This window comes from Citrobacter sp. wls711, assembly GCF_005281055.1.
GTDB classification, from domain to species: Bacteria; Pseudomonadota; Gammaproteobacteria; order Enterobacterales; family Enterobacteriaceae; genus Citrobacter; species Citrobacter gillenii.
On the sequence record NZ_SZXC01000072.1, the window covers coordinates 67,854 to 91,338 of the forward strand.

The 23,485-nt window shown below is 54.9% G+C and carries 15 protein-coding genes; 14 read left to right on the forward strand and 1 reads right to left on the reverse strand.

Annotated elements, in window-relative coordinates:
- Positions 1-183 precede the first annotated feature (183 nt).
- The 12 genes from FDW98_RS20740 to FDW98_RS20795 all read left to right on the forward strand — a co-directional run bounded on the left by FDW98_RS20740 (position 184) and on the right by FDW98_RS20795 (position 18,831).
- Positions 184-5,115, forward strand: coding sequence for an alpha-2-macroglobulin (locus tag FDW98_RS20740; RefSeq protein WP_096756170.1), 4,932 nt, complete (start codon positions 184-186; stop codon positions 5,113-5,115).
- A complete protein-coding gene (pbpC, locus tag FDW98_RS20745; RefSeq protein WP_371683393.1) occupies positions 5,116-7,422 on the forward strand; it encodes a peptidoglycan glycosyltransferase PbpC in 2,307 nt (768 codons plus the stop codon).
- A 137-nt stretch (positions 7,423-7,559) separates the two neighbouring features.
- Positions 7,560-7,991, forward strand: a complete 432-nt coding sequence (gene ndk / locus FDW98_RS20750; protein WP_044714626.1) for a nucleoside-diphosphate kinase — start codon at positions 7,560-7,562, stop codon at positions 7,989-7,991.
- A gap of 292 nt (positions 7,992-8,283) precedes the next feature.
- A complete protein-coding gene (locus FDW98_RS20755) occupies positions 8,284-9,450 on the forward strand; it encodes a bifunctional tRNA (adenosine(37)-C2)-methyltransferase TrmG/ribosomal RNA large subunit methyltransferase RlmN (RefSeq protein ID WP_096756171.1) in 1,167 nt (388 codons plus the stop codon).
- A gap of 283 nt (positions 9,451-9,733) precedes the next feature.
- Positions 9,734-10,717: a cytoskeleton protein RodZ gene (gene rodZ, locus FDW98_RS20760; RefSeq protein ID WP_096756172.1), complete on the forward strand. Its 984-nt coding sequence runs from the start codon at positions 9,734-9,736 to the stop codon at positions 10,715-10,717.
- Positions 10,718-10,743: 26 nt separating this feature from the next.
- Positions 10,744-11,862, forward strand: coding sequence for a flavodoxin-dependent (E)-4-hydroxy-3-methylbut-2-enyl-diphosphate synthase (gene ispG, locus FDW98_RS20765; RefSeq protein ID WP_096756173.1), 1,119 nt, complete (start codon positions 10,744-10,746; stop codon positions 11,860-11,862).
- Positions 11,863-11,972: 110 nt separating this feature from the next.
- Positions 11,973-13,247, forward strand: coding sequence for a histidine--tRNA ligase (gene hisS / locus FDW98_RS20770; protein WP_096756174.1), 1,275 nt, complete (start codon positions 11,973-11,975; stop codon positions 13,245-13,247).
- Positions 13,248-13,260: 13 nt separating this feature from the next.
- Positions 13,261-13,881: a YfgM family protein gene (locus FDW98_RS20775; RefSeq protein ID WP_096756175.1), complete on the forward strand. Its 621-nt coding sequence runs from the start codon at positions 13,261-13,263 to the stop codon at positions 13,879-13,881.
- A gap of 10 nt (positions 13,882-13,891) precedes the next feature.
- Complete coding sequence (gene bamB, locus FDW98_RS20780) at positions 13,892-15,070, forward strand: outer membrane protein assembly factor BamB (RefSeq protein WP_096756176.1); 1,179 nt, start codon at positions 13,892-13,894, stop codon at positions 15,068-15,070.
- 116 nt (positions 15,071-15,186) lie between these two features.
- The gene (gene der, locus FDW98_RS20785) at positions 15,187-16,659 is read left to right on the forward strand and encodes a ribosome biogenesis GTPase Der (protein WP_096756177.1); all 1,473 of its coding nucleotides are present in this window, start codon (positions 15,187-15,189) and stop codon (positions 16,657-16,659) included.
- 296 nt (positions 16,660-16,955) lie between these two features.
- Entirely contained in the window at positions 16,956-18,497 is a 1,542-nt protein-coding gene (locus FDW98_RS20790) for a peptide MFS transporter (RefSeq protein ID WP_096756178.1), read from the forward strand.
- Between the two features lie 118 nt (positions 18,498-18,615).
- Entirely contained in the window at positions 18,616-18,831 is a 216-nt protein-coding gene (locus tag FDW98_RS20795) for a zinc ribbon domain-containing protein (protein WP_096756179.1), read from the forward strand.
- Here FDW98_RS20795 and xseA read toward each other — a convergent pair.
- Positions 18,828-20,201 carry an exodeoxyribonuclease VII large subunit gene (gene xseA, locus FDW98_RS20800; RefSeq protein ID WP_096756180.1) on the reverse strand — a complete coding sequence of 458 codons (1,374 nt, stop codon included), beginning with the start codon at positions 20,199-20,201 and terminating at the stop codon, positions 18,828-18,830. The genes FDW98_RS20795 and xseA overlap by 4 nt on opposite strands.
- Positions 20,202-20,362: 161 nt before the next feature.
- Here xseA and guaB point away from each other — a divergent pair, with 161 nt between their 5' ends.
- Positions 20,363-21,829 carry an IMP dehydrogenase gene (gene guaB, locus FDW98_RS20805; protein ID WP_096756181.1) on the forward strand — a complete coding sequence of 489 codons (1,467 nt, stop codon included), beginning with the start codon at positions 20,363-20,365 and terminating at the stop codon, positions 21,827-21,829.
- Between the two features lie 64 nt (positions 21,830-21,893).
- A complete protein-coding gene (guaA, locus tag FDW98_RS20810; protein WP_096759358.1) occupies positions 21,894-23,471 on the forward strand; it encodes a glutamine-hydrolyzing GMP synthase in 1,578 nt (525 codons plus the stop codon).
- Positions 23,472-23,485 lie beyond the last annotated feature (14 nt).

Below are 23,485 nucleotides of genomic sequence, written 5' to 3' on the forward strand. Positions count from 1 at the left end.
TCGGCAAATTGTCGGCTGTTTACCGTCAGGGGACAAGTAAAAGAGACTGATTTGTCAGGGTGGATCGACATTATTCGCGAAAATTCAGATAGCGCAGATTAGTTACAGACTTCCACATCCTGAAATCTCACGCATAATAGGGGTTCTACGTAGCTAACGGGCCGCTCAGGCCAGGGATGAAAAATGAAACATTTACGCGTAGCGGCCTGTATGTTGATGCTTGCGCTGGCGGGGTGCGATAATAATGATAAGCCGTCGACGGACGCGAAAAATGATATGCCTGCCCCACAGACCTCGTCGGTAAAAGATCCGGCGCAATTACACAAGCTGACACAGCAAAGTCAGGGTAAACCGTTGACGCTACTGGACGCCTCCGAAGTCCAGTTAGACGGCGCGGCGACGCTGGTGCTGACGTTCTCCATCCCCCTCGATCCTGAGCAAGATTTTTCTCGCGTACTGCACGTTGTCGATAAAAAAAGCGGCAAAGTGGACGGTGCCTGGGAATTGGCGCCCAACCTGAAAGAGCTACGCTTACGTCATCTGGAGCCCAACCGCGAACTGGTGGTGACTATTGAGCGCGATTTACTGGCGCTGAATAAGGCGACGTTTGGCACTGAATATGAAAAAAACATCACCACGCGCGATGTCCAGCCGAGCGTCGGATTTGCCAGTCGTGGCTCGCTGTTGCCAGGCAAAGTGATCGAAGGCCTGCCGGTGATGGCGCTGAACGTCAACAGCGTGGATGTGAACTTCTTTCGCGTGAAGCCGGAGTCGCTTGGCGCGTTTATCAGCCAGTGGGAATACCGCAACTCATTGTCTAACTGGGAATCCGACAACCTGCTGAAAATGGCAGAGCTGGTTTATACCGGGCGCTTTGACCTTAATCCGGCACGCAATACCCGTGAGAAACTGCTGCTGCCGCTGGGCGAAATCAAGCCGTTGCAGCAGGCGGGGGTGTACGTTGCGGTGATGAACCAGGCCGGGCAATACAATTACAGCAATGCTGCCACGCTATTTACGCTCAGCGATATTGGCGTATCCGCACACCGTTACCACAATCAGCTGGATGTCTTTACCCAGAGCCTGGAAAACGGCGCTGCGCAGCAGGGTATAGATGTTACCTTGCTCAATGAGAAAGGGCAGACGCTGGCGCAGGCGACCAGCGATGCGCAGGGACACGTGAAGCTCGAGACGGATAAAGATGCCGCCATATTGCTGGCGCGTAAAGACGGGCAAACCACGCTGCTGGACCTGAAATTACCGGCGCTGGATCTGGCTGAATTTGATATCGCGGGGGCACCAGGATACAGCAAACAGTTCTTTATGTTCGGCCCGCGCGATCTCTATCGTCCCGGTGAAACGGTGATCCTCAACGGATTACTGCGCGACAGCGACGGCAAAACGTTGCCCGATCAGCCGGTGAAGCTGGAAGTCGTGAAGCCCGACGGGCAGGTATTACGCACGGTGGTCAGCCAGCCCGAAAACGGTCTGTACCGTCTGACCTGGCCGCTGGACAGCAGTGCGCCAACCGGTATGTGGCATATTCGCGCCAACACCGGCGATAACCGCTCACGGATGTGGGATTTCCACGTCGAAGATTTTATGCCCGAGCGGATGGCGCTCAACCTCACCGCCAATAAAATGCCGATTGCACCGGCTGACGATGTGAAGTTTTCGGTGGTGGGTTACTACCTGTACGGTGCGCCTGCGAATGGTAATGCCCTGCAAGGTCAGCTATTTCTGCGACCACAGCGTGAAGCGGTGTCTGCATTGCCGGGATTCCAGTTTGGCAATATTGCTGAAGAGAATCTCTCCCGCAGTCTGGATGAAGTTCAGCTGACGCTGGATGAAAACGGTCGTGGCGAAGTCACAACCAGCAGTCAGTGGCAGGAAGCTCACTCGCCGTTACAGGTCATTTTGCAGGCCAGCCTGCTGGAGTCGGGTGGCCGTCCGGTGACCCGTCGGGTAGAACAGGCTATCTGGCCTGCAGATACCCTGCCGGGTATTCGCCCGCAATTCGCAGCCAAAGCCGTTTATGATTACCGCACCGATACCACGGTGAATCAGCCGATCGTTGATGAAGACAGCAACGCCGCGTTTGATATTGTTTATGCCGATGCAAAAGGCGAGAAAAAAGCGGTTTCCGGCTTGCAGGTGCGGTTGATCCGCGAACGTCGGGATTACTATTGGAACTGGTCTGAAGGAGAGGGCTGGCAGTCGCAGTTCGATCAAAAGGATCTGGTCGAAGGCGAGCAAACGCTGGATCTTACCGCCGATGAAACCGGTAAGGTCAGCTTCCCGGTGGAGTGGGGCGCTTACCGTCTGGAAGTGAAAGCACCCAACGATACGGTGAGCAGCGTGCGCTTCTGGGCCGGATACAGCTGGCAGGATAACAGCGACGGCAGCGGGGCGGTGCGCCCGGATCGTGTCACTCTGAAGCTGGATAAACCCAATTATCGTCCTGGCGACACCATGAAGTTGCACATTGCCGCGCCTGCTGCCGGTAAAGGCTATGCAATGGTGGAATCCAGCGAAGGCCCGCTGTGGTGGCAAGAGATCGATGTCCCTGCAAATGGTCTGGATCTCTCTATTCCGGTCGACAAAACCTGGAACCGCCATGACCTCTATCTTAGCGCGTTGGTGATCCGCCCTGGCGACAAATCCCGCTCGGCTACGCCAAAACGGGCGGTCGGATTACTGCATTTGCCGCTGGGCGATGAAAATCGTCGCCTGCATTTGACGCTGGAAAATCCGGCTAAAATGCGCCCGAATCAACCGTTGACCGTTAACGTTAAGGCCAGCGTCAAAAATGGTGACGTGCCTAAACAGGTTAACGTCCTGGTCTCCGCTGTAGACAGCGGGGTGTTGAATATCACCGATTACGCTACCCCGGATCCGTGGCAGGCATTTTTCGGCCAGAAACGCTATGGCGCGGATATTTATGATATTTACGGCCAGGTAATCGAAGGGCAAGGGCGTTTGGCGGCACTGCGTTTCGGTGGCGATGGTGATGAGCTAAAACGCGGCGGCAAACCGCCGGTTAATCACGTCAATATCGTGGCGCAACAAGCGCTGCCGGTCACGCTCAACGAGAAAGGTGAGGGCACGGTGACGTTGCCGATTGGCGATTTTAACGGTGAACTTCGGGTGATGGCGCAGGCCTGGACCGCAGATGACTTTGGCAGTAGCGAGAGTAAAGTGATCGTCGCTGCGCCGGTGATCGCGGAACTGAATATGCCACGCTTTATGGCCGGCGGTGATACCTCGCGCCTGACGCTGGACGTCACCAATCTGACAGATAGGCCGCAGACGCTGAATATTCAGCTTACCGCCAGCGGCTTAGTGTCACTGATGGGCCAAAACCCTGCCCCGGTGGACTTGGCACCTGGCGTGCGTACCACGTTGTTTATTCCGGTACGGGCACTGGAGGGATTCGGCGATGGTGAGATTCAGGCCGTTATTAGTGGTTTGACGCTGCCAGGTGAAACGCTCCCCGTTCAACATAAACAGTGGAAGATTGGCGTGCGTCCGGCGTTCCCGGCGCAAACTCTCAATAGCGGCGTGGCGCTGCAAGCCGGTGAAACCTGGCAGTTACCGGACGGGGAATTGACCAACTTCTCCCCGGCAACGGTGCAGGGGCAACTGCTGTTCAGCGGCAAGCCGCCGCTGAATCTGGCGCGCTATGTTCGCGAATTGAAAGCCTATCCTTACGGCTGCCTGGAGCAGACGGCCAGCGGATTATTCCCGTCGTTGTATACCAACGCTGCACAGTTGAAGGCGTTGGGTATAGCGGGTGATAGCGATGAAAAACGCCGCGCGGCGGTTGAAATGGGTATTTCCCGGTTACTGCAAATGCAGCGTGACGACGGGGGATTTGCGCTGTGGGATAAGAACGGGCCGGAAGAGTACTGGCTGAGTGCCTATGTCATGGACTTCCTCGTCCGGGCAAATGAACAGGGCTACAGCGTCCCGAGCGAGGTGATCAACCGGGGCAATGCGCGTCTGCTGCGTTATTTACAGGATCCGGGCATGATGTCGATTCGCTACACCGACGACACCGCAGCCAGCCGGTTTGCCGTACAGGCCTATGCCGCGCTGGTACTGGCCCGTCAGCAGAAAGCGCCGCTGGGCGCTCTGCGTGAGATCTGGGAGCGTCGAACTCAGGCCGCCTCTGGCCTGCCGCTGCTGCAATTGGGCATTGCGCTGAAAAACATGGGCGATGCGAATCGCAGTGAACAGGCGCTGACGTTGGCACTCAATACGCCGCGCCGAGATACGCAGCAGTGGATGGCGGATTACGGCAGTCAGCTACGCGACAACGCGCTGATGCTGGCCTTGCTGGAAGAGAATAAACTGAAACCCGACGTGCAAAATACTTTGCTGAATACGCTGTCGGAGCAAGCTTTCGGTCAGCGCTGGCTCTCCACGCAGGAGAATAATGCGCTGTTCCTTGCTGCCCGTACGCTGCAGGATCTGCCGGGCACGTGGCAGGCGCAGACCTCGCTCTCTGAACAACCGCTGGCGGGTGATAAATCGCAAACCCGAAATCTGGATGCGGAACAGTTAGCGACGCTGGCGGTGACCAACACGGGTAATCTGCCGCTGTGGCTGCGTCTGGACGTCAACGGCTATCCGCAAAGCTCACCACAGCCTGCCAGCAATGTACTGCTCATTGAACGTCAGGTGCTGGGCACCGATGGGCAGAGTAAATCGCTCTCGTCTCTGCGTAGCGGCGAGCTGGTGCTGGTCTGGTTGACGGTTAGAGCCAGCCAGAATGTTCCGGATGCGCTGGTGGTCGATCTTCTGCCTGCTGGTCTGGAACTGGAAAACCAGAATCTGGCCAACGGTAGCGCCAGCCTGCAGGATAGCGGCAGCGAAGTGGCGAATTTGCTTAATCAAATGCAGCAAGCGGATATCCAGCACGTTGAATTCCGCGACGATCGCTTTGTCGCGGCGGTGGCAGTCAACGAAGGGCAACCGGTCACGCTGGTGTATCTGGCGCGCGCGGTCACCCCGGGGACGTATCAGGTACCTGTACCCCAGGTGGAATCGATGTATGTTCCGCAGTGGCGTGCCACCGGCACGGCTGAGGGCCCGCTGATTGTCAGACCGTAAATGATGCATCGGTGGGTTAAACGCAGCGGCTGGCTGGTAGCCGCTGCGTTGCTGACAGGGGCAGCAGTGTGGACGGCAGATAAAATCTGGCCATTGCCGCTGCATGAGGTTAATCCTGCGCGAGTGGTGGTGGCTCAGGACGGGACGCCGCTGTGGCGCTTTGCCGACGCGGACGGTATCTGGCGTTATCCGGTCACGCTTGAAGAGGTCTCGCCCCGTTATCTCGAGGCGCTCATTAACTACGAAGATCGCTGGTTCTGGAAACATCCCGGCGTCAATCCGTTTTCTGTGCTTCGCGCCGCCTGGCAGGATCTCACCTCCGGGCGCGTGGTCTCCGGAGGCAGTACGCTCACCATGCAGGTGGCGAGGCTGCTCGACCCACATCCGCGCACTTTTGGCGGTAAGTTTCGCCAACTCTGGCGTGCATTCCAACTGGAATGGCATCTCTCCAAGCGCGATATCCTGACGCTGTATCTTAACCGCGCGCCGTTTGGCGGGACGCTGCAAGGCGTTGGTGCCGCAAGCTGGGCGTATCTGGGGAAATCACCGGCACAACTCAGCTACTCCGATGCCGCGTTGCTGGCTGTACTGCCGCAGGCGCCTAGCCGTCTGCGTCCGGACCGTTGGCCGGATCGGGCGCAAGTCGCGCGCAATAAAGTGCTCGATCGCATGGCGACGCAGGGCGTCTGGTCGGCAAAACAGGCGCAGGAATCACGCGAAGAACCGGTCTGGCTGGCACCGAGGCAGATGCCGCAATTGGCGCCGTTATTCTCACGCATGATGCTGAACAAAAGCAGCAGCAACAAAATTGTCACCACGCTGGACGCCGGGCTGCAACGTCAACTGGAGGAGCTGGCGCAAAACTGGAAGGGGCGGCTTCCGGCGCGCAGTTCGCTGGCGATGATTGTGGTCGACCATACCGATATGCGCGTACGTGGCTGGGTGGGCTCGGTGGATATGAATGATGACACCCGCTTTGGGCATGTGGATATGGTGAGCGCGATCCGCTCGCCGGGATCGGTGCTGAAACCCTTTGTCTATGGACTCGCGTTGGAGGACGGACTGGTTCACCCGGCCTCATTATTGCAGGACGTACCGCGGCGTACCGGGGATTATCGTCCGGGGAATTTTGACAGCGGTTTTCATGGCCCGGTAAGCATGAGCGAGGCGCTGGTGCGCTCGCTGAATCTGCCGGCAGTCCAGGTACTGGAAGCCTACGGCCCGAAACGTTTTGCCGCCAGGCTGCGTAACGTGGGGTTACCGTTGTATTTACCGGCAGGGGCTGCGCCAAATCTGTCACTGATCCTCGGGGGCGCGGGAGCCAGGCTTGAGGATATGGTCGCGGCGTACAGCGCCTTTGCCCGTCAGGGAAAAGCAGGAAAGCTCCGTCTGCAGCCGGAAGAGCCGCTGCTGGAACGCTCGCTGATGTCCGCTGGTGCGGCGTGGATTATCCGGCGGATTATGGCGGACGACGCGCAGCCCCTGCCGGATAACGCCCTGAGTCGTGTGGTACCGCTGGCGTGGAAAACGGGCACCAGCTACGGCTATCGCGATGCGTGGGCGATTGGCGTTAACTCACGTTACGTGATTGGCATCTGGACCGGCAGACCCGACGGCACGCCGGTGGTGGGGCAATTTGGTTTTGCCAGCGCCGTGCCTTTGCTGAATCAGGTTAACAACCTGCTGCTGGCGCGTGGGACAAACCAGCCTGAAGACCCGCGACCAGAGTCGGTCAGCCGGGGCGTGGTGTGCTGGCCGGGTGGGCAATTTTTGCCCAACGGGGACGGTAACTGTCGTCGCCGTTTAGCCACCTGGCTATTGGACGGTAGCCAGCCGCCTACGCTGTTATTACCCGAGCAGGAAGGGGTTAACGGTATTCGTTTTCCCGTCTGGTTAGATGCGTCAGAAAAACGCGTGGCGCCAGACTGCCCGCAGGCGCGAGAACAGACGTTAATTGTCTGGCCGTTGCCGCTGGAGCCCTGGCTGCCGCCATCCGAGCGGCGAGCCGCACGGCTACCGCCAGTTTCCGCAACCTGCCCGCCGTTGGGGCAGGACGCTTCCTTACCGCTGCAGTTGACAGGCGTTCGCGATGGCGCGATTGTGAAACGCTTACCCGGTTCACCAGCGGTCTCCGTGCCGCTACAAACCAGCGGTGGGACAGGCGAACGCTGGTGGTTTCTTAACGGTGAGCGGCTGGAGGAACGTGGGCGGAGTCTGACCCTGCGCTTAACGGTCGCAGGAGAGTACCAGCTGTTGGTTATGGATGACGGCGGGCAGGTTGCCACGGTGAGATTTGCTTTGCAGTAGACCAGCTTGATGTTATTTGTTGCTGAAATTCATCTTATTTTAAAGAAATGTTACCTTCATCAATAGTCAATTGCCGGGATGCTCTTTATAATCCGCGCCAGGTAAACCACAACAAAACATTTTTTTCAGAGGTAATCATGGCTATTGAACGTACTTTTTCCATCATCAAACCAAATGCGGTGGCAAAAAACGTTATTGGAAGCATCTTCGCACGCTTTGAATCAGCAGGGTTCAAAATTGTGGGGACTAAAATGCTGCACCTGACCGTTGAACAGGCGCGTGGCTTCTATGCCGAGCACGACGGCAAACCGTTCTTTGATGGCCTGGTTGAATTCATGACCTCTGGTCCGATCGTTGTTTCCGTACTGGAAAGCGAAAACGCCGTTCAGCGTCACCGCGATCTGCTGGGTGCAACCAACCCGGCGAATGCGCTGGCAGGTACGCTGCGTGCAGATTACGCTGACAGCTTCACCGAGAACGGCACCCACGGTTCCGACTCCGTCGAATCTGCGGCGCGTGAAATCGCCTATTTCTTTGGTGAAGGCGAGGTTTGCCCGCGTACTCGCTGATCTCCTGCGTCTTTCACGTCGCCGATGCGTTGGCTGCGTTCGTTTACCCCGGTCACATAGTTTTCTATGCTCCCGGGGATGCTCGAACTTACCGTCTTCCTGCGACGCGAAATCCTTTGGAGATGAATTAGCATTTACATATTATTTTCGCTAATGCTTCGTGCAAACGTGGCATCCCTGCGCCAGACTTTGTACAATGCAACGCCCCGGAAGAGCAGACCGCTTGCCGGGGCGTTTCTTTTTATCAACCCTCCACGGGCCATAACGTGTAACAACGAGGCCGGAAAAAATTATGTCTGAATTAGTTAACACCTCTGAAGTCGTCATTGCTGCGGTTCCAAATAAAAATGGAAAAATTAACCTGCTGGATCTGAACCGTCAGCAGATGCGCGAATTCTTCAAAGAGATGGGCGAAAAGCCGTTTCGTGCCGATCAGGTCATGAAATGGATGTACCACTATTGCAGCGACAACTTTGATGACATGACTGACATCAACAAAGTGCTGCGCAATAAACTGAAAGACGTCGCTGAAATTCGCGCCCCGGAAGTGGTGGAAGAGCAGCGTTCGTCTGACGGCACCATCAAATGGGCCATTGCCGTTGGCGACCAGCGCGTAGAAACCGTGTATATCCCGGAAGACGATCGCGCCACCCTGTGCGTTTCTTCACAGGTCGGCTGTGCATTAGAGTGTAAATTCTGTTCTACGGCGCAGCAGGGCTTTAACCGTAACCTGCGGGTGTCGGAAATTATCGGCCAGGTCTGGCGTGCAGCGAAAATCGTCGGTGCCGTCAAAGCGACCGGCGTGCGTCCTATCACCAACGTGGTGATGATGGGCATGGGCGAACCGTTGTTGAACCTGACCAACGTGGTTCCGGCGATGGAAATCATGCTGGATGACTTCGGTTTCGGGCTGTCAAAACGCCGCGTTACGCTGTCTACCTCCGGCGTGGTACCTGCATTGGATAAGCTGGGCGACATGATCGATGTGGCGCTGGCAATTTCCCTGCATGCGCCGAACGATGAAATTCGTGACGAAATCGTGCCGATCAACAAAAAGTACAATATTGCAACGTTCCTTGAGTCGGTGCGTGGCTACATTTCGAAGTCGAACGCCAACCAGGGCCGCGTCACCATTGAATATGTGATGTTAGATCACATTAACGACGGTACCGAGCATGCGCATCAGCTGGCGGAGCTGCTGAAAGATACGCCGTGTAAGATTAACCTGATTCCATGGAACCCATTCCCGGGCGCGCCGTACGGACGGAGTTCTAACAGCCGTATCGATCGTTTCTCCAAAGTGTTGATGGGCTATGGTTTCACGACCATCGTGCGTAAAACACGCGGCGACGATATTGATGCAGCCTGCGGTCAGCTGGCGGGTGACGTCATTGACCGTACCAAGCGTACTCTGCGCAAGCGCATGCAGGGTGATGCTATCGACATCAAGACCGTTTGATGTTGGTGCACTACGGTATAATTAATGTACCGTAGTGCAATGTAAGTGACATACGGTCATTTGTTATACTCGTCAGGTCAATATTAACGGTGCGTTTTCGTCGACTTTAAGGCAGTATGTAGCGGCCCAACAAGAGTTTAGCCCTCAGGTTTACGCTGTTTTGTCATTGATAGTCTGACCGTTTTATACTGTCTGACCAAGGTTAACTGACCAGATGTTTCGCGGTGTGGGTGAGCATTGTGGCTCACCGGCGCCAGAGCCCATATTTACGCAGCTGTAGCGAATGAATACTGAAGCCACGCACGACCAAAATGAAGCACTCTCCACCGGCGTTCGCCTGCGCAATGCCCGTGAACAACTCGGATTCAGCCAACAGGCCGTCGCGGAACGACTGTGCCTGAAGGTCTCCACGGTACGCAATATTGAAGAAGATAAGGCGCCAGCCGATCTCGCTTCAACGTTTCTGCGCGGGTATATCCGTTCCTATGCGCGTTTGGTGCATATTCCTGAAGAAGAACTGTTGCCAGGGCTGGAAAAACAGGCTCCGATTCGCCCAGCCAAAGTGGCGCCGATGCAGAGTTTCTCGCTCGGTAAGCGCCGCAAAAAGCGTGATGGCTGGTTAATGACCTTTACCTGGCTGGTACTGTTTGTCGTGGTTGGACTTACTGGCGCCTGGTGGTGGCAGAATCATAAAGCGCAGCAGGAAGAGATCACCACGATGGCCGATCAATCCTCCGCTGAGCTGAATGCGGGTAAAGACAGTGCCCAGAGCGTGCCGTTAGATACCAGCGCTGCGGCAAGTCAGGATATGACTCCCCCCGCGCCGGATGATGGCGCGGCGGCAGACGCTGCCACAGTGCCAGCAGTTGCTGCAGATGCGCAACAGAATGCGGTAGTGGCACCGTCTCAGGCCAACGTAGATACAGCGACAACGGCGCCAACCTCACCGGCTACGGCGGCACCTTTGCCGACCGATCAAGCAGGTGTGACAACACCTGCCGCCGATCCTAACGCGCTGGTGATGAATTTTACCGCCGACTGCTGGCTGGAAGTCAGTGATGCGACCGGTAAAAAACTGTTTAGCGGTATGCAGCGTAAAGATGGCACGTTAAATCTTATCGGCCAGGCACCGTACAAACTGAAAATTGGTGCACCGGCAGCAGTGCAGATTCAGTACCAGGGTAAACCTGTCGATCTGAGTCGTTTTATCAGAACTAACCAGGTTGCGCGTCTGACCGTAAATGCCGAACAACCAGCGGCTCAGTAACAGACGGCAATGCGGGAGATTTTTTAATGCATAATCAGGCTCCAATTCAACGTAGAAAATCGACACGCATTTACGTTGGGAATGTGCCGATTGGTGATGGCGCGCCCATCGCCGTACAGTCTATGACCAATACGCGGACCACGGATGTGGCGGCGACGGTCAATCAAATCAAAGCGCTGGAACGCGTTGGGGCTGACATTGTCCGAGTCTCTGTACCGACAATGGATGCTGCAGAAGCGTTCAAGCTTATCAAACAGCAAGTCACAGTCCCGCTGGTTGCCGATATTCACTTTGACTACCGTATCGCGCTGAAAGTAGCGGAATACGGCGTCGACTGTCTGCGTATCAACCCAGGCAATATCGGTAATGAAGAGCGTATTCGCATGGTGGTGGACTGCGCTCGCGATAACAACATTCCTATCCGCATCGGCGTTAACGCCGGATCGCTGGAAAAAGATCTGCAGGAAAAATACGGCGAACCCACGCCGCAGGCGCTGCTGGAATCAGCTATGCGTCATGTGGATCATCTCGATCGTCTGAACTTCGACCAGTTCAAAGTGAGCGTTAAAGCCTCTGATGTGTTCCTTGCCGTTGAATCTTATCGTCTGTTAGCCAAACAGATCGATCAGCCGCTGCATCTGGGGATCACCGAAGCCGGTGGCGCACGCAGCGGATCGGTGAAGTCCGCGATTGGCCTGGGTTTGCTGTTGTCAGAAGGGATCGGCGATACGCTGCGCGTTTCTCTGGCGGCCGATCCGGTAGAAGAGATCAAAGTAGGCTTCGATATTCTGAAATCGCTGCGCATTCGCGCGCGCGGGATCAACTTTATCGCCTGCCCAACCTGTTCTCGTCAGGAGTTTGACGTCATCGGTACGGTTAACGCGCTGGAGCAACGTCTGGAAGACATCATCACACCAATGGACGTTTCGATCATCGGCTGTGTGGTAAACGGTCCTGGTGAAGCGTTGGTTTCCACGCTCGGCGTGACGGGTGGCAACAAGAAAAGCGGCCTGTATGAAGACGGTGTACGTAAGGATCGTATCGATAACGACGATATGATTACCCAGCTAGAAGCCCGTATTCGTGCCAAAGCCAGCATCCTGGACGAAGCGCGTCGAATTGACGTGCAGCAGGTTGAAAAATAACAACGTGATGGGAAGCGGCGTGCTTCCCGTGTATGATTGAACCCGCATGGCGCCCGCATTGTTCGGGTTAGCGCTGAGGGTTCATTTTTATATCCATAAAGAGAATAAACGTGGCAAAAAACATTCAAGCCATTCGCGGCATGAACGATTATCTGCCTGGCGAAACCGCCATCTGGCAGCGCATTGAAGGCACTCTTAAAAACGTGCTCGGCAGCTACGGTTACAGTGAAATCCGCTTGCCGATTGTAGAGCAGACCCCGTTATTCAAACGCGCGATCGGAGAAGTGACCGACGTGGTTGAAAAAGAGATGTACACCTTTGAGGACCGTAATGGCGATAGCCTGACTCTGCGTCCTGAAGGAACGGCTGGCTGCGTACGTGCCGGCATCGAACATGGTCTCCTGTACAATCAGGAACAGCGTCTGTGGTATATCGGACCGATGTTCCGCCACGAGCGCCCGCAAAAAGGTCGCTATCGCCAATTCCATCAGCTGGGTGTCGAAGTGTTTGGCCTGCAAGGCCCGGACATTGATGCTGAGCTGATTATGCTGACCGCTCGCTGGTGGCGTGCACTGGGTATTTCTCAGCATGTTAGCCTTGAACTGAACTCCATCGGTTCTCTGGAAGCCCGTGCTAACTACCGAGATGCATTGGTGGCGTACCTGGAACAGCATAAAGACAAACTGGACGAAGACTGCAAGCGTCGCATGTATACCAACCCGCTGCGTGTACTCGATTCCAAAAATCCGGAAGTGCAGGCGCTGCTCAACGACGCTCCGGCGCTGGGCGACTACCTGGATGAGGATTCACGCGCGCATTTCGCCGGTCTGTGTACGCTGCTGGAGTCAGCAGGTATTGCTTACACCGTTAACCAACGACTGGTTCGTGGTCTCGACTACTACAACCGTACCGTATTTGAGTGGGTCACCAGCAGCCTGGGCTCGCAGGGTACCGTGTGTGCGGGCGGTCGTTATGACGGTCTGGTCGAGCAACTTGGCGGTCGTGCTACGCCAGCGGTTGGCTTCGCGATGGGCCTGGAACGACTTGTTTTGTTAGTTCAGGCAGTTAATCCGGAATTTATTGCTTCTCCTGTTGTCGATATATACCTGATCGCTTCAGGTACAGATACGCAGTCGGCGGCAATGGCGCTGGCTGAACGTCTGCGCGATGAAGTTCCGGGCGTAAAACTGATGACAAACCACGGTGGCGGCAACTTTAAGAAACAGTTTGCTCGCGCCGATAAGTGGGGCGCTCGCGTTGCACTGGTACTGGGTGAGTCCGAAGTGGCTGACGGTACTGTTGTAGTGAAGGATTTGCGCACTGGTGAGCAAACGGCAGTAGCGCAGGATAGCGTTGCCGCGCATTTGCGCACTTTGACTTGCTAAGGAGAAGGACAGCGTGGAAATTTACGAGAACGAAAACGACCAGGTTGATGCGGTAAAACGCTTCTTTGCCGAAAATGGCAAAGCGCTGGTGGTTGGGGTTATTTTAGGGGTTGGCGCACTGGTTGGCTGGCGTTACTGGACCAGCCATCAGACGGAGTCCACACGCTCTGCTTCTCTGGCGTATCAAAATACAGTGACTGCGGTCAGTGCGGGTAAGCAGGACAGCATTCCTGCCGCAGAGAAATTTGCTGCAGAGAACAAAAATACCTACGGCGCGTTAGCGTCGATGGAACTGGCGCAGCAGTTTGTTGATCAAAACGAACTTGAGAAAGCCGCTACCCAGTTGCAACAAGGACTGGCGGCGACCAGCGATGAGAATCTCAAAGCGGTGATTAATCTGCGTCTTGCGCGTGTGCAAGTTCAGCTTAAACAAGCGGATACCGCGCTGAAAACGCTCGACACCATTAAAGGTGAAGGGTGGGCGGCCATTGTCGCCGATCTGCGTGGCGAAGCGTTGCTGAGCAAAGGCGATAAACAAGGCGCGCGTAGCGCATGGGAAGCGGGTGTAAAAAGCGAAGCCTCTCCTGCTCTGAGCGAAATGATGCAGATGAAAATCAATAATTTGTCCATCTGAGAGGGACCCGATGCAATTGCGTAAATTACTTCTGCCAGGGCTGCTTTCCGTTACCCTATTAAGCGGCTGTTCACTGTTTGGTGGCGAAGAAGATGTCGTTAAGATGTCCCCATTACCGGTGGTTGAAAACCAGTTTACTCCGTCTACAGCCTGGAGCACGTCTGTAGGTAACGGTATTGGTGATTTCTATTCCAACCTTCATCCTGCGCTGGCAGATAACGTTGTCTATGCGGCGGATCGTACAGGCGTCGTTAAAGCTCTGAACGCGGATGATGGCAAAGAAGTCTGGTCCGTCAATCTGGCGGAAAAAGACGGCTGGTTCTCTAGAGTCTCTGCACAGCTTTCTGGTGGTGTGACGGTTTCCGGTGGTCACGTCTATATCGGCAGCGAAAAAGCCCAGGTTTATGCGCTTAATACCAGCGACGGTACTATTGCCTGGCAGACTCGTGTTGCCGGTGAAGCGCTGTCTCGCCCGGTGGTGAGCGATGGTGTGGTATTGATTCACACCAGCAATGGTCAACTGCAGGCGTTAAACGAAGCTGACGGTGCCGTCAAATGGACCGTCAACCTGGATATGCCATCGCTTTCGTTACGCGGCGAATCAGCCCCGGCTAGCGCTTTTGGTGCGGCGATTGTCGGCGGTGATAACGGTCGCGTGAGCGCCGTGCTGATGCAACAGGGCCAGATGATTTGGCAGCAACGTATTTCTCAGGCGACCGGTCCAACAGAAATCGATCGTCTGAGTGATGTTGACACCACGCCGGTTATCGTTAATGGCGTTGTGTACGCCCTGGCTTATAATGGTAACCTGACGGCGCTGGATCTGCGCAGCGGCCAGGTTATGTGGAAACGTGAGCTCGGCTCGGTGAATGATTTCATCGTCGATGGCAACCGTATCTATCTGGTAGATCAGAATGACCGCGTGCTGGCGTTAACCACTGACGGCGGCGTAACGCTGTGGACGCAGAGCGATCTGCTTCACCGTCTGCTGACGTCTCCGGCGCTGTATAATGGCAATCTGGTTGTCGGCGATAGCGAAGGCTATCTGCACTGGATTAACATTGATGATGGCCGCTTTGTGGCCCAGCAGAAAGTCGACAGCTCCGGTTTCCTGACCGAGCCAGTATCGGCTGATGGTAAACTGCTGATCCAGGCGAAAGACGGTACGCTGTATTCCATTACGCGTTAATCGTCCTGCCGCTCGCTTTGAAAAACGGCTCCTGGTGCAGGGGCCGTTTTCCTGTTTTTAACAATGGCGTAAAAATACGTCCGTTGTCTGATGATTTTTTAAATGAGGCTTTAAACATGGTACCTGTGGTCGCGCTTGTCGGGCGCCCTAACGTTGGCAAATCCACGTTATTTAACCGTCTAACTCGCACCCGAGATGCGCTGGTTGCGGATTTCCCGGGTCTGACTCGTGACCGTAAGTACGGTCGTGCTGAGATTGAAGGACGCGAGTTTATCTGTGTTGATACCGGCGGTATTGATGGCACCGAAGACGGGGTTGAAACCCGCATGGCTGCACAGTCGCTGCTAGCCATCGAAGAAGCGGACGTTGTGCTGTTCATGGTTGATGCGCGTGCTGGCCTGATGCCGGCAGATGAAGCCATCGCCAAACATCTGCGTTCGCGCCAAAAACCGACTTTCCTGGTCGCCAACAAAACTGACGGACTCGATCCGGATCAGGCGGTGGTTGATTTTTATTCGCTGGGGTTAGGTGAAATTCACCCGATCGCAGCTTCTCACGGTCGTGGTGTTCTCAGCCTGCTGGAGCACGTTCTGCTGCCGTGGATGGATGACGTAGCGCCGCAGGAAGAAGTGGATGAAGACGCGGAATACTGGGCGAAGCTGGAAGCCGAAGAAAACGGTGAAGAAGAGCCTGAAGACGACTTCAATCCGCAGGATCTGCCAATCAAACTGGCGATTGTCGGGCGTCCGAACGTCGGTAAGTCCACACTCACTAACCGTATTCTCGGCGAAGACCGCGTGGTGGTTTACGATATGCCGGGAACCACGCGTGACAGTATTTATATCCCGATGGAACGTGACGGGCGCGAATATGTGCTGATCGACACTGCAGGCGTGCGTAAGCGCGGAAAAATTACCGAAGCGGTAGAAAAATTCTCCGTTATCAAGACGCTGCAGGCGATTGAAGACGCCAACGTGGTGATGCTGGTGATTGATGCCCGCGAAGGTATTTCCGATCAGGATCTGTCGCTACTGGGCTTTATTCTCAATAGTGGGCGCTCACTTGTCATCGTCGTCAACAAGTGGGACGGCCTGACCCAGGAAGTGAAAGAGCAGGTTAAAGAGACGCTGGACTTCCGTCTGGGCTTTATCGATTTTGCCCGCGTGCACTTTATCTCTGCGCTGCACGGCAGTGGTGTGGGTAATCTGTTTGAGTCAGTGCGTGAAGCGTATGACAGCTCAACCCGCCGCGTCAGTACCGCGATGCTGACCCGCATCATGAGCATGGCGACAGAAGATCACCAGCCGCCGCTGGTGCGCGGTCGTCGTGTGAAGTTGAAATATGCGCATGCTGGTGGCTATAACCCACCAATTGTGGTGATTCACGGCAACCAGGTTAAAGACCTGCCTGATTCCTACAAACGTTATCTTATGAACTACTTCCGTAAGTCGCTGGAAGTGATGGGGACGCCGATCCGTATTCAGTTCAAAGAAGGGGAAAACCCGTATGCGAACAAGCGTAATACGTTGACGCCAACACAAATGCGCAAGCGTAAGCGTTTGATTCAACATATTAAAAAAAGTAAGTAACCCTTGCTGATTATGAAAGCCCGCGCTTGTCGCGGGTTTTTTTCGTCTGTTTATAGTCCTGTGTGTCTGTACAATGTCAATGATTATTCTTTTTTGACCAAGTTTAAATCTAATAAAGTAGACAATTGTCGAATTTTCATCTTAAAGTGCAGGGGTTGGTACTAGACAAAACTGGCTCCAGACCCTCAAATGGCTAATTAACTTTTCGCTACCTGTAAAAAAATCGACCAGATACATAACTGGCCGGCGTACAGCGTGGTGTTTACCCGCACAACACATACCTTTTCAGGAGAATTATGCAACTGTCTACTCAACCACAAGAAAGCCGAACGTTCTTCGGCCATCCCTATCCGCTAGGCTCGCTATTTTTCACGGAGATGTGGGAGCGTTTTTCGTTTTACGGCATCCGTCCGTTACTGATCTTATTTATGGCGGCCACCGTTTATGACGGTGGAATGGGGCTGGCGCGTGAAAATGCCTCTGCGATTGTCGGTATCTTTGCCGGTACCATGTATCTCGCTGCACTGCCGGGGGGCTGGCTGGCGGATAACTGGCTAGGCCAGCAGAAAGCGGTATGGTATGGCTCTATTCTGATTGCGCTCGGCCACCTGTCGATTGCGCTCTCTGCCATTATGGGTAACAACCTGTTCTTTATCGGCCTGATGTTCATCGTGCTGGGTTCTGGTCTGTTTAAGACCTGTATTTCGGTCATGGTCGGTACGCTGTATAAAAAAGGCGATGCGCGCCGTGATGGCGGTTTCTCGCTGTTCTATATGGGTATCAACATCGGTTCATTCATAGCACCGCTGATCTCCGGCTGGCTGATTAAAACGCATGGCTGGCACTGGGGCTTTGGTATCGGTGGTATCGGGATGCTGGTGGCATTGATTATCTTCCGTATTTTTGCCGTTCCGGCGATGAAACGTTACGATAGCGAAGTGGGCCTGGATTCCACCTGGAATAACCCGGTGGCGAAGAAAAACGGCGTCGGTGCATGGCTGCTGGCACTGGCGGCGGGTGTGGCCGTCGTTGTTACGCTGATTGCTCAAGGCGTGATTGTGATTAACCCGGTTGCGGTCGCCAGCATACTGGTGTACGTGATTGCGGCATCCGTCGCCTGTTACTTCATCTACCTGTTTATCTTTGCGGGCCTGAACCGTAAAGAGCGCGCCAGACTGCTGGTCTGCTTTATCCTGCTGGTGTCCGCGGCGTTCTTCTGGTCTGCGTTTGAGCAGAAACCGACCTCGTTTAACCTGTTTGCCAACGACTACACTAACCGTATGATCGGGGACTTTGAAATCCCGGCCGTGTGGTTCCAGTCGGTTAACGCCCTGTTTATCATCCTGCTGGCGCCGGTATTCAGCTGGGCGTGGCCTAAACTTGCGAGCATGAACATTCGCCCAAGCAGTATCACCAAGTTTGTTATCGGCATTCTCTGTGCGGCGGCAGGCTTTGGCATAATGATGCTTGCAGCGCAGGACGTGTTGACAAATGGCGGCGCGGGTGTTTCTCCATTCTGGCTGGTGGGCAGTATCCTGATGCTGACGCTCGGCGAACTGTGCCTGAGCCCAATTGGTCTGGCGACCATGACTCTGCTGGCGCCAGAAAGAATGCGTGGCCAGATGATGGGACTGTGGTTCTGTGCAAGCGCGCTGGGTAACCTGGCCGCAGGCCTGATTGGTGGTCACGTTAAGGCTGATCAGCTTGATATGCTGCCAGACTTGTTTGCGCGTTGCTCCATTGCGCTGCTTATCTGCGCCGCGGTCCTGATCGTCCTCATTGTTCCGATCCGCCGTATGCTGGAAAATACCCAGACTAAACCGGCCGCTAACGCCTAACAGAACTTCTACTTTACCGGGGTGTAGTTATGCCTCGGTAAACGCAGGTTACACCGCCTACATGAAGTGCATAGTGGTATCATTAACGCCGTCATCAATTTTTTCTATAGGCGTCATTATGTCGATTATTTGCCCGGATTGTCACACGGAACTGGAGCCACAAAATGGTGTGGCGCACTGTGAACGTTGCAATAAAGATATTCAACTGGAAGCGCGTTGCCCTGAGTGCCATCAGCCGCTTCAGGTGCTAAAAGCCTGCGGTGCGGTGGACTACTTTTGCCAGAACGGCCACGGATTGATTTCTAAAAAACGCCTAGAATTTGTGCCGGTTTAACCCGGCTTTTTCTTCCGCGTTTTTTTCGCGACCGTTACGCCTTTCACTTCGCTCTCCACCCAGCCGTCTTCCAGCCGCGTGGTGATGAGATCGCCGGCTTTCACCTGCTTGACCTTTTTCAACACGCCGCCGCCGGTGGCGGTAGAAACGCTATAGCCGCGCGCCAGTGTTGCCAGCGGGCTGACGGCTTCCAGATGGGTAACGGTATTCCCGAAACGTTCTCGTTGCTCGCTAAGCCGTGCACGAATATTTTCCGCCAGCCGATATTCCAGTTGCTGAATGCGCGTTTGTGCACGATGAATACGTGGCTGCGGGTTTTGCTGGTTCAGACGATGCAGTATGCGCTGCTGGTGCTGGTTGGCCTGCTTGATCTGGTTTTCCAGCGCAAAGCTCATCCGCTGACGCAGTCGTTCCAGCGTAGTTTGCTGACGCGCCAGACGTAGCTGAGGGTGTTGCTGTTGCAGACGGTGGAAGGTCTGCGTGAAGCGACGACTGCGGTTGGCGAGGTAGTAGTCCATTGCCATGCCCAGACGTTGCTGAACGGACTGAATCTGGCGTAATAATTCCTGCTGATTGCGGCTAACAATCTCTGCTGCCGCAGACGGCGTAGGGGCCCGCAGGTCACTGACAAAATCAGCGATGGTGACATCGGTTTCATGACCGACGGCACTGACCACCGGGATGCGGCTGGCGAAAATAGCCCGCGCCACGCGTTCGTCGTTAAAGCTCCATAAATCTTCCAGCGAACCGCCGCCACGGCCAACGATTAACACATCGCACTCGTTGCGGACGTTCGCCAGTTCGATAGCGCGAACGATTTGCCCCGGTGCATCGTCACCCTGTACCGCTGTCGGGTAGATAATCACCGGCAGGGAAGGATCACGACGTTTGAGTACGTGGAGAATATCGTGCAGCGCCGCCCCGGTTTTCGAAGTGATCACCCCGACACAATGAGCCGGCATTGGGAGTGATTGTTTACACTGCTGATCGAACAATCCTTCGGCCTGCAGTTTGGCTTTGAGCTGTTCATACTTCTGCTGCAATAAACCTTCACCCGCTGGCTGCATGCTTTCGACGATGATTTGATAATCACCGCGCGGTTCGTACAGCGTAATATTGGCACGCACCAGCACCTGCTGTCCGTGCTGCGGACGGAACGTGACGCGGCGGTTGCTGTTGCGAAACATCGCGCAGCGTACCTGGGCGGTATCGTCTTTTAAGGTGAAGTACCAGTGACCGGAAGAGGGCTGGGTAAAGTTAGAAATCTCGCCGCTGATCCACACTTGCCCCATCTCTTGCTCGAGCAGCAGGCGCACCGTCTGGTTAAGGCGACTTACGGTAAAAATTGAAGAGGTTTGAGAGGATAACATGTGAGCGGGATCAAATTCTAAATCAGCAGGTTATTCAATCGATAGTAACCCGCCTACCGGGGATCGCAAGGTTTTTTTGCAAAAAAGTGTGGATGCAATCGGTTACGCTCTGTATAATGCCACGGCAATATTTATTAACCAATCTGGTCGAGATATTGCCCATGCTACGTATTGCCAAAGAAGCCCTGACGTTTGACGACGTCCTCCTCGTTCCCGCTCATTCTACCGTTCTGCCGAATACTGCTGACCTCAGCACGCAGTTGACGAAAACGATTCGTCTGAACATTCCTATGCTCTCCGCAGCCATGGATACCGTGACTGAAGCGCGCCTTGCCATTGCTCTGGCACAGGAAGGTGGCATCGGTTTTATCCACAAAAACATGTCTATTGAACGTCAGGCGGAAGAAGTTCGCCGCGTGAAGAAACACGAATCTGGCGTGGTTACTGACCCACAGACCGTGCTGCCGACTACCACCCTGCGTGAAGTAAAAGAACTGACCGAGCGTAACGGTTTTGCGGGCTACCCGGTAGTGACAGAAGATAACGAGCTGGTGGGTATCATCACCGGTCGTGACGTGCGTTTTGTGACCGACCTCAGCCAGCCGGTTAGCGTATACATGACGCCGAAAGAGCGTCTGGTGACCGTACGTGAAGGCGAAGCGCGTGAAGTTGTGCTGGCAAAAATGCACGAAAAACGCGTTGAGAAAGCGCTGGTCGTTGATAACGGCTTCCATCTGCGCGGCATGATTACCGTAAAAGACTTCCAGAAAGCCGAACGTAAACCTAACGCTTGTAAAGACGAGCATGGTCGTCTGCGCGTTGGCGCTGCAGTCGGTGCGGGTGCGGGTAATGAAGAGCGCGTTGATGCACTGGTTGCTGCAGGCGTTGACGTGCTGCTGATTGACTCCTCTCACGGCCATTCTGAAGGCGTATTGCAGCGTATCCGTGATACCCGTGCGAAATACCCGGATCTGCAAATCATCGGCGGTAACGTCGCAACGGGCGCTGGTGCTCGTGCGCTGGCTGAAGCCGGTTGCAGTGCGGTGAAAGTGGGTATCGGCCCTGGTTCCATCTGTACGACCCGTATCGTTACCGGTGTGGGTGTTCCACAGATCACTGCCGTTTCTGACGCGGTTGAAGCGCTGGAAGGTACGGGTATTCCGGTTATCGCTGACGGCGGTATTCGTTTCTCTGGCGACATCGCGAAAGCGATCGCGGCAGGTGCGGCGGCGGTAATGGTGGGCTCTATGCTGGCCGGTACCGAAGAATCTCCGGGTGAAATTGAACTGTACCAGGGGCGTTCTTATAAATCCTACCGTGGTATGGGTTCTCTGGGCGCGATGTCCAAAGGCTCTTCTGACCGTTACTTCCAGAGCGATAACGCCGCTGACAAACTGGTACCGGAAGGTATCGAAGGCCGCGTGGCCTATAAGGGTCGCCTGAAAGAGATCATTCACCAGCAGATGGGCGGCCTGCGCTCCTGTATGGGTCTGACCGGCTGTGGTACTATCGACGCGCTGCGAACGAAAGCAGAGTTTGTACGCATCAGCGGTGCGGGTATTCAGGAAAGTCACGTTCACGACGTGACCATTACCAAAGAGTCCCCTAACTACCGTATGGGCTCCTGATCAGTTTCCGCGCCCGGCTTCTATGCCGGGCGAATTTGTTTCACTTGCCTCGGAATTAGCGTCAATGACAGACAATATTCATAAACATCGCATTCTCATCCTCGATTTCGGATCGCAGTACACGCAACTGGTGGCACGTCGCGTACGTGAGCTGGGCGTCTACTGTGAGCTGTGGGCATGGGATGTTACGGAAGCACAAATTCGCGAATTCAACCCAAGCGGTATTATTCTTTCCGGTGGCCCGGAAAGCACCACCGAAGCGAACAGCCCGCGTGCACCAGAGTACGTCTTCAATGCAGGCGTACCAGTATTCGGCGTCTGCTATGGTATGCAGACCATGGCGATGCAGCTGGGTGGCCATGTTGAAGGGTCTCACGAGCGTGAATTCGGCTACGCACAGGTTGAAGTTCAGACCGACAGCGCACTGATCCGTGGCATCGAAGATTCACTGACCGCAGATGGCAAACCGTTGCTGGATGTGTGGATGAGCCATGGCGACAAAGTTACCGCTATCCCGGAAGGCTTTGTCACCGTTGCCAGCACCGAAAGCTGCCCGTTTGCCATTATGGCGCACGAAGAAAAACGTTTCTACGGCGTGCAGTTCCACCCGGAAGTAACTCACACCCGTCAGGGCCTGCGTATGCTGGAGCGCTTTGTGCGTGACATCTGCCAGTGTGAGGCGCTGTGGACACCGGCAAAAATCATCGATGACGCCGTTGCCCGTATTCGCGAGCAGGTTGGTGACGATAAAGTGATCCTCGGCCTGTCCGGCGGCGTTGACTCTTCCGTAACTGCCATGCTGCTGCACCGTGCTATCGGTAAAAATCTGACCTGCGTCTTTGTTGATAACGGGCTACTGCGCCTGAACGAAGCAGAGCAGGTTATGGATATGTTCGGTGACCACTTCGGTCTGAACATCATTCACGTTAAAGGCGAACAGCGTTTCCTCGACGCGCTGAAAGGCGAGAACGACCCAGAAGCGAAACGTAAAATTATCGGTCGCGTGTTCGTTGAAGTGTTCGACGAAGAAGCGTTGAAACTGCAGGACGTGAAGTGGCTGGCGCAGGGCACCATCTACCCAGACGTGATTGAATCTGCCGCTTCTGCAACCGGTAAAGCACACGTCATCAAATCTCACCACAATGTCGGCGGTCTGCCGAAAGAGATGAAGATGGGTCTCGTTGAGCCGCTGCGTGAGCTGTTCAAAGATGAAGTGCGTAAAATTGGTCTGGAGCTGGGCCTGCCGTACGACATGCTGTACCGTCACCCGTTCCCGGGTCCAGGTTTAGGCGTGCGCGTGCTGGGCGAAGTGAAGAAAGAGTACTGCGACCTGCTGCGTCGTGCGGACGCTATCTTCATTGAAGAGCTGCACAAAGCTGACCTGTACAACAAAGTGAGCCAGGCGTTCACCGTGTTCCTGCCGGTTCGTTCCGTTGGTGTGATGGGCGATGGCCGTAAATACGACTGGGTCGTTTCCCTGCGTGCTGTTGAAACTATCGACTTTATGACCGCCCACTGGGCGCATCTGCCGTATGACTTCCTGGGCCGTGTGTCCAACCGCATTATCAACGAAGTGAACGGTATTTCCCGCGTGGTGTATGACATCAGCGGTAAACCACCCGCGACGATTGAATGGGAATGATTTACAGCTAACTC

What these genes read in the sequence shown, in the direction of transcription:
- FDW98_RS20740 (WP_096756170.1), top strand. Translation starts at nt 184, where the DNA reads ATGAAACATTTACGCGTAGCGGCCTGTATGTTGATGCTTGCGCTGGCG.
- pbpC (WP_371683393.1), top strand. Translation starts at nt 5,116, where the DNA reads ATGATGCATCGGTGGGTTAAACGCAGCGGCTGGCTGGTAGCCGCTGCG.
- ndk (WP_044714626.1), top strand. Translation starts at nt 7,560, where the DNA reads ATGGCTATTGAACGTACTTTTTCCATCATCAAACCAAATGCGGTGGCA.
- FDW98_RS20755 (WP_096756171.1), top strand. Translation starts at nt 8,284, where the DNA reads ATGTCTGAATTAGTTAACACCTCTGAAGTCGTCATTGCTGCGGTTCCA.
- rodZ (WP_096756172.1), top strand. Translation starts at nt 9,734, where the DNA reads ATGAATACTGAAGCCACGCACGACCAAAATGAAGCACTCTCCACCGGC.
- ispG (WP_096756173.1), top strand. Translation starts at nt 10,744, where the DNA reads ATGCATAATCAGGCTCCAATTCAACGTAGAAAATCGACACGCATTTAC.
- bamB (WP_096756176.1), top strand. Translation starts at nt 13,892, where the DNA reads ATGCAATTGCGTAAATTACTTCTGCCAGGGCTGCTTTCCGTTACCCTA.
- der (WP_096756177.1), top strand. Translation starts at nt 15,187, where the DNA reads ATGGTACCTGTGGTCGCGCTTGTCGGGCGCCCTAACGTTGGCAAATCC.
- FDW98_RS20790 (WP_096756178.1), top strand. Translation starts at nt 16,956, where the DNA reads ATGCAACTGTCTACTCAACCACAAGAAAGCCGAACGTTCTTCGGCCAT.
- FDW98_RS20795 (WP_096756179.1), top strand. Translation starts at nt 18,616, where the DNA reads ATGTCGATTATTTGCCCGGATTGTCACACGGAACTGGAGCCACAAAAT.
- xseA (WP_096756180.1), bottom strand. Translation starts at nt 20,201, where the DNA reads ATGTTATCCTCTCAAACCTCTTCAATTTTTACCGTAAGTCGCCTTAAC.
- guaB (WP_096756181.1), top strand. Translation starts at nt 20,363, where the DNA reads ATGCTACGTATTGCCAAAGAAGCCCTGACGTTTGACGACGTCCTCCTC.
- guaA (WP_096759358.1), top strand. Translation starts at nt 21,894, where the DNA reads ATGACAGACAATATTCATAAACATCGCATTCTCATCCTCGATTTCGGA.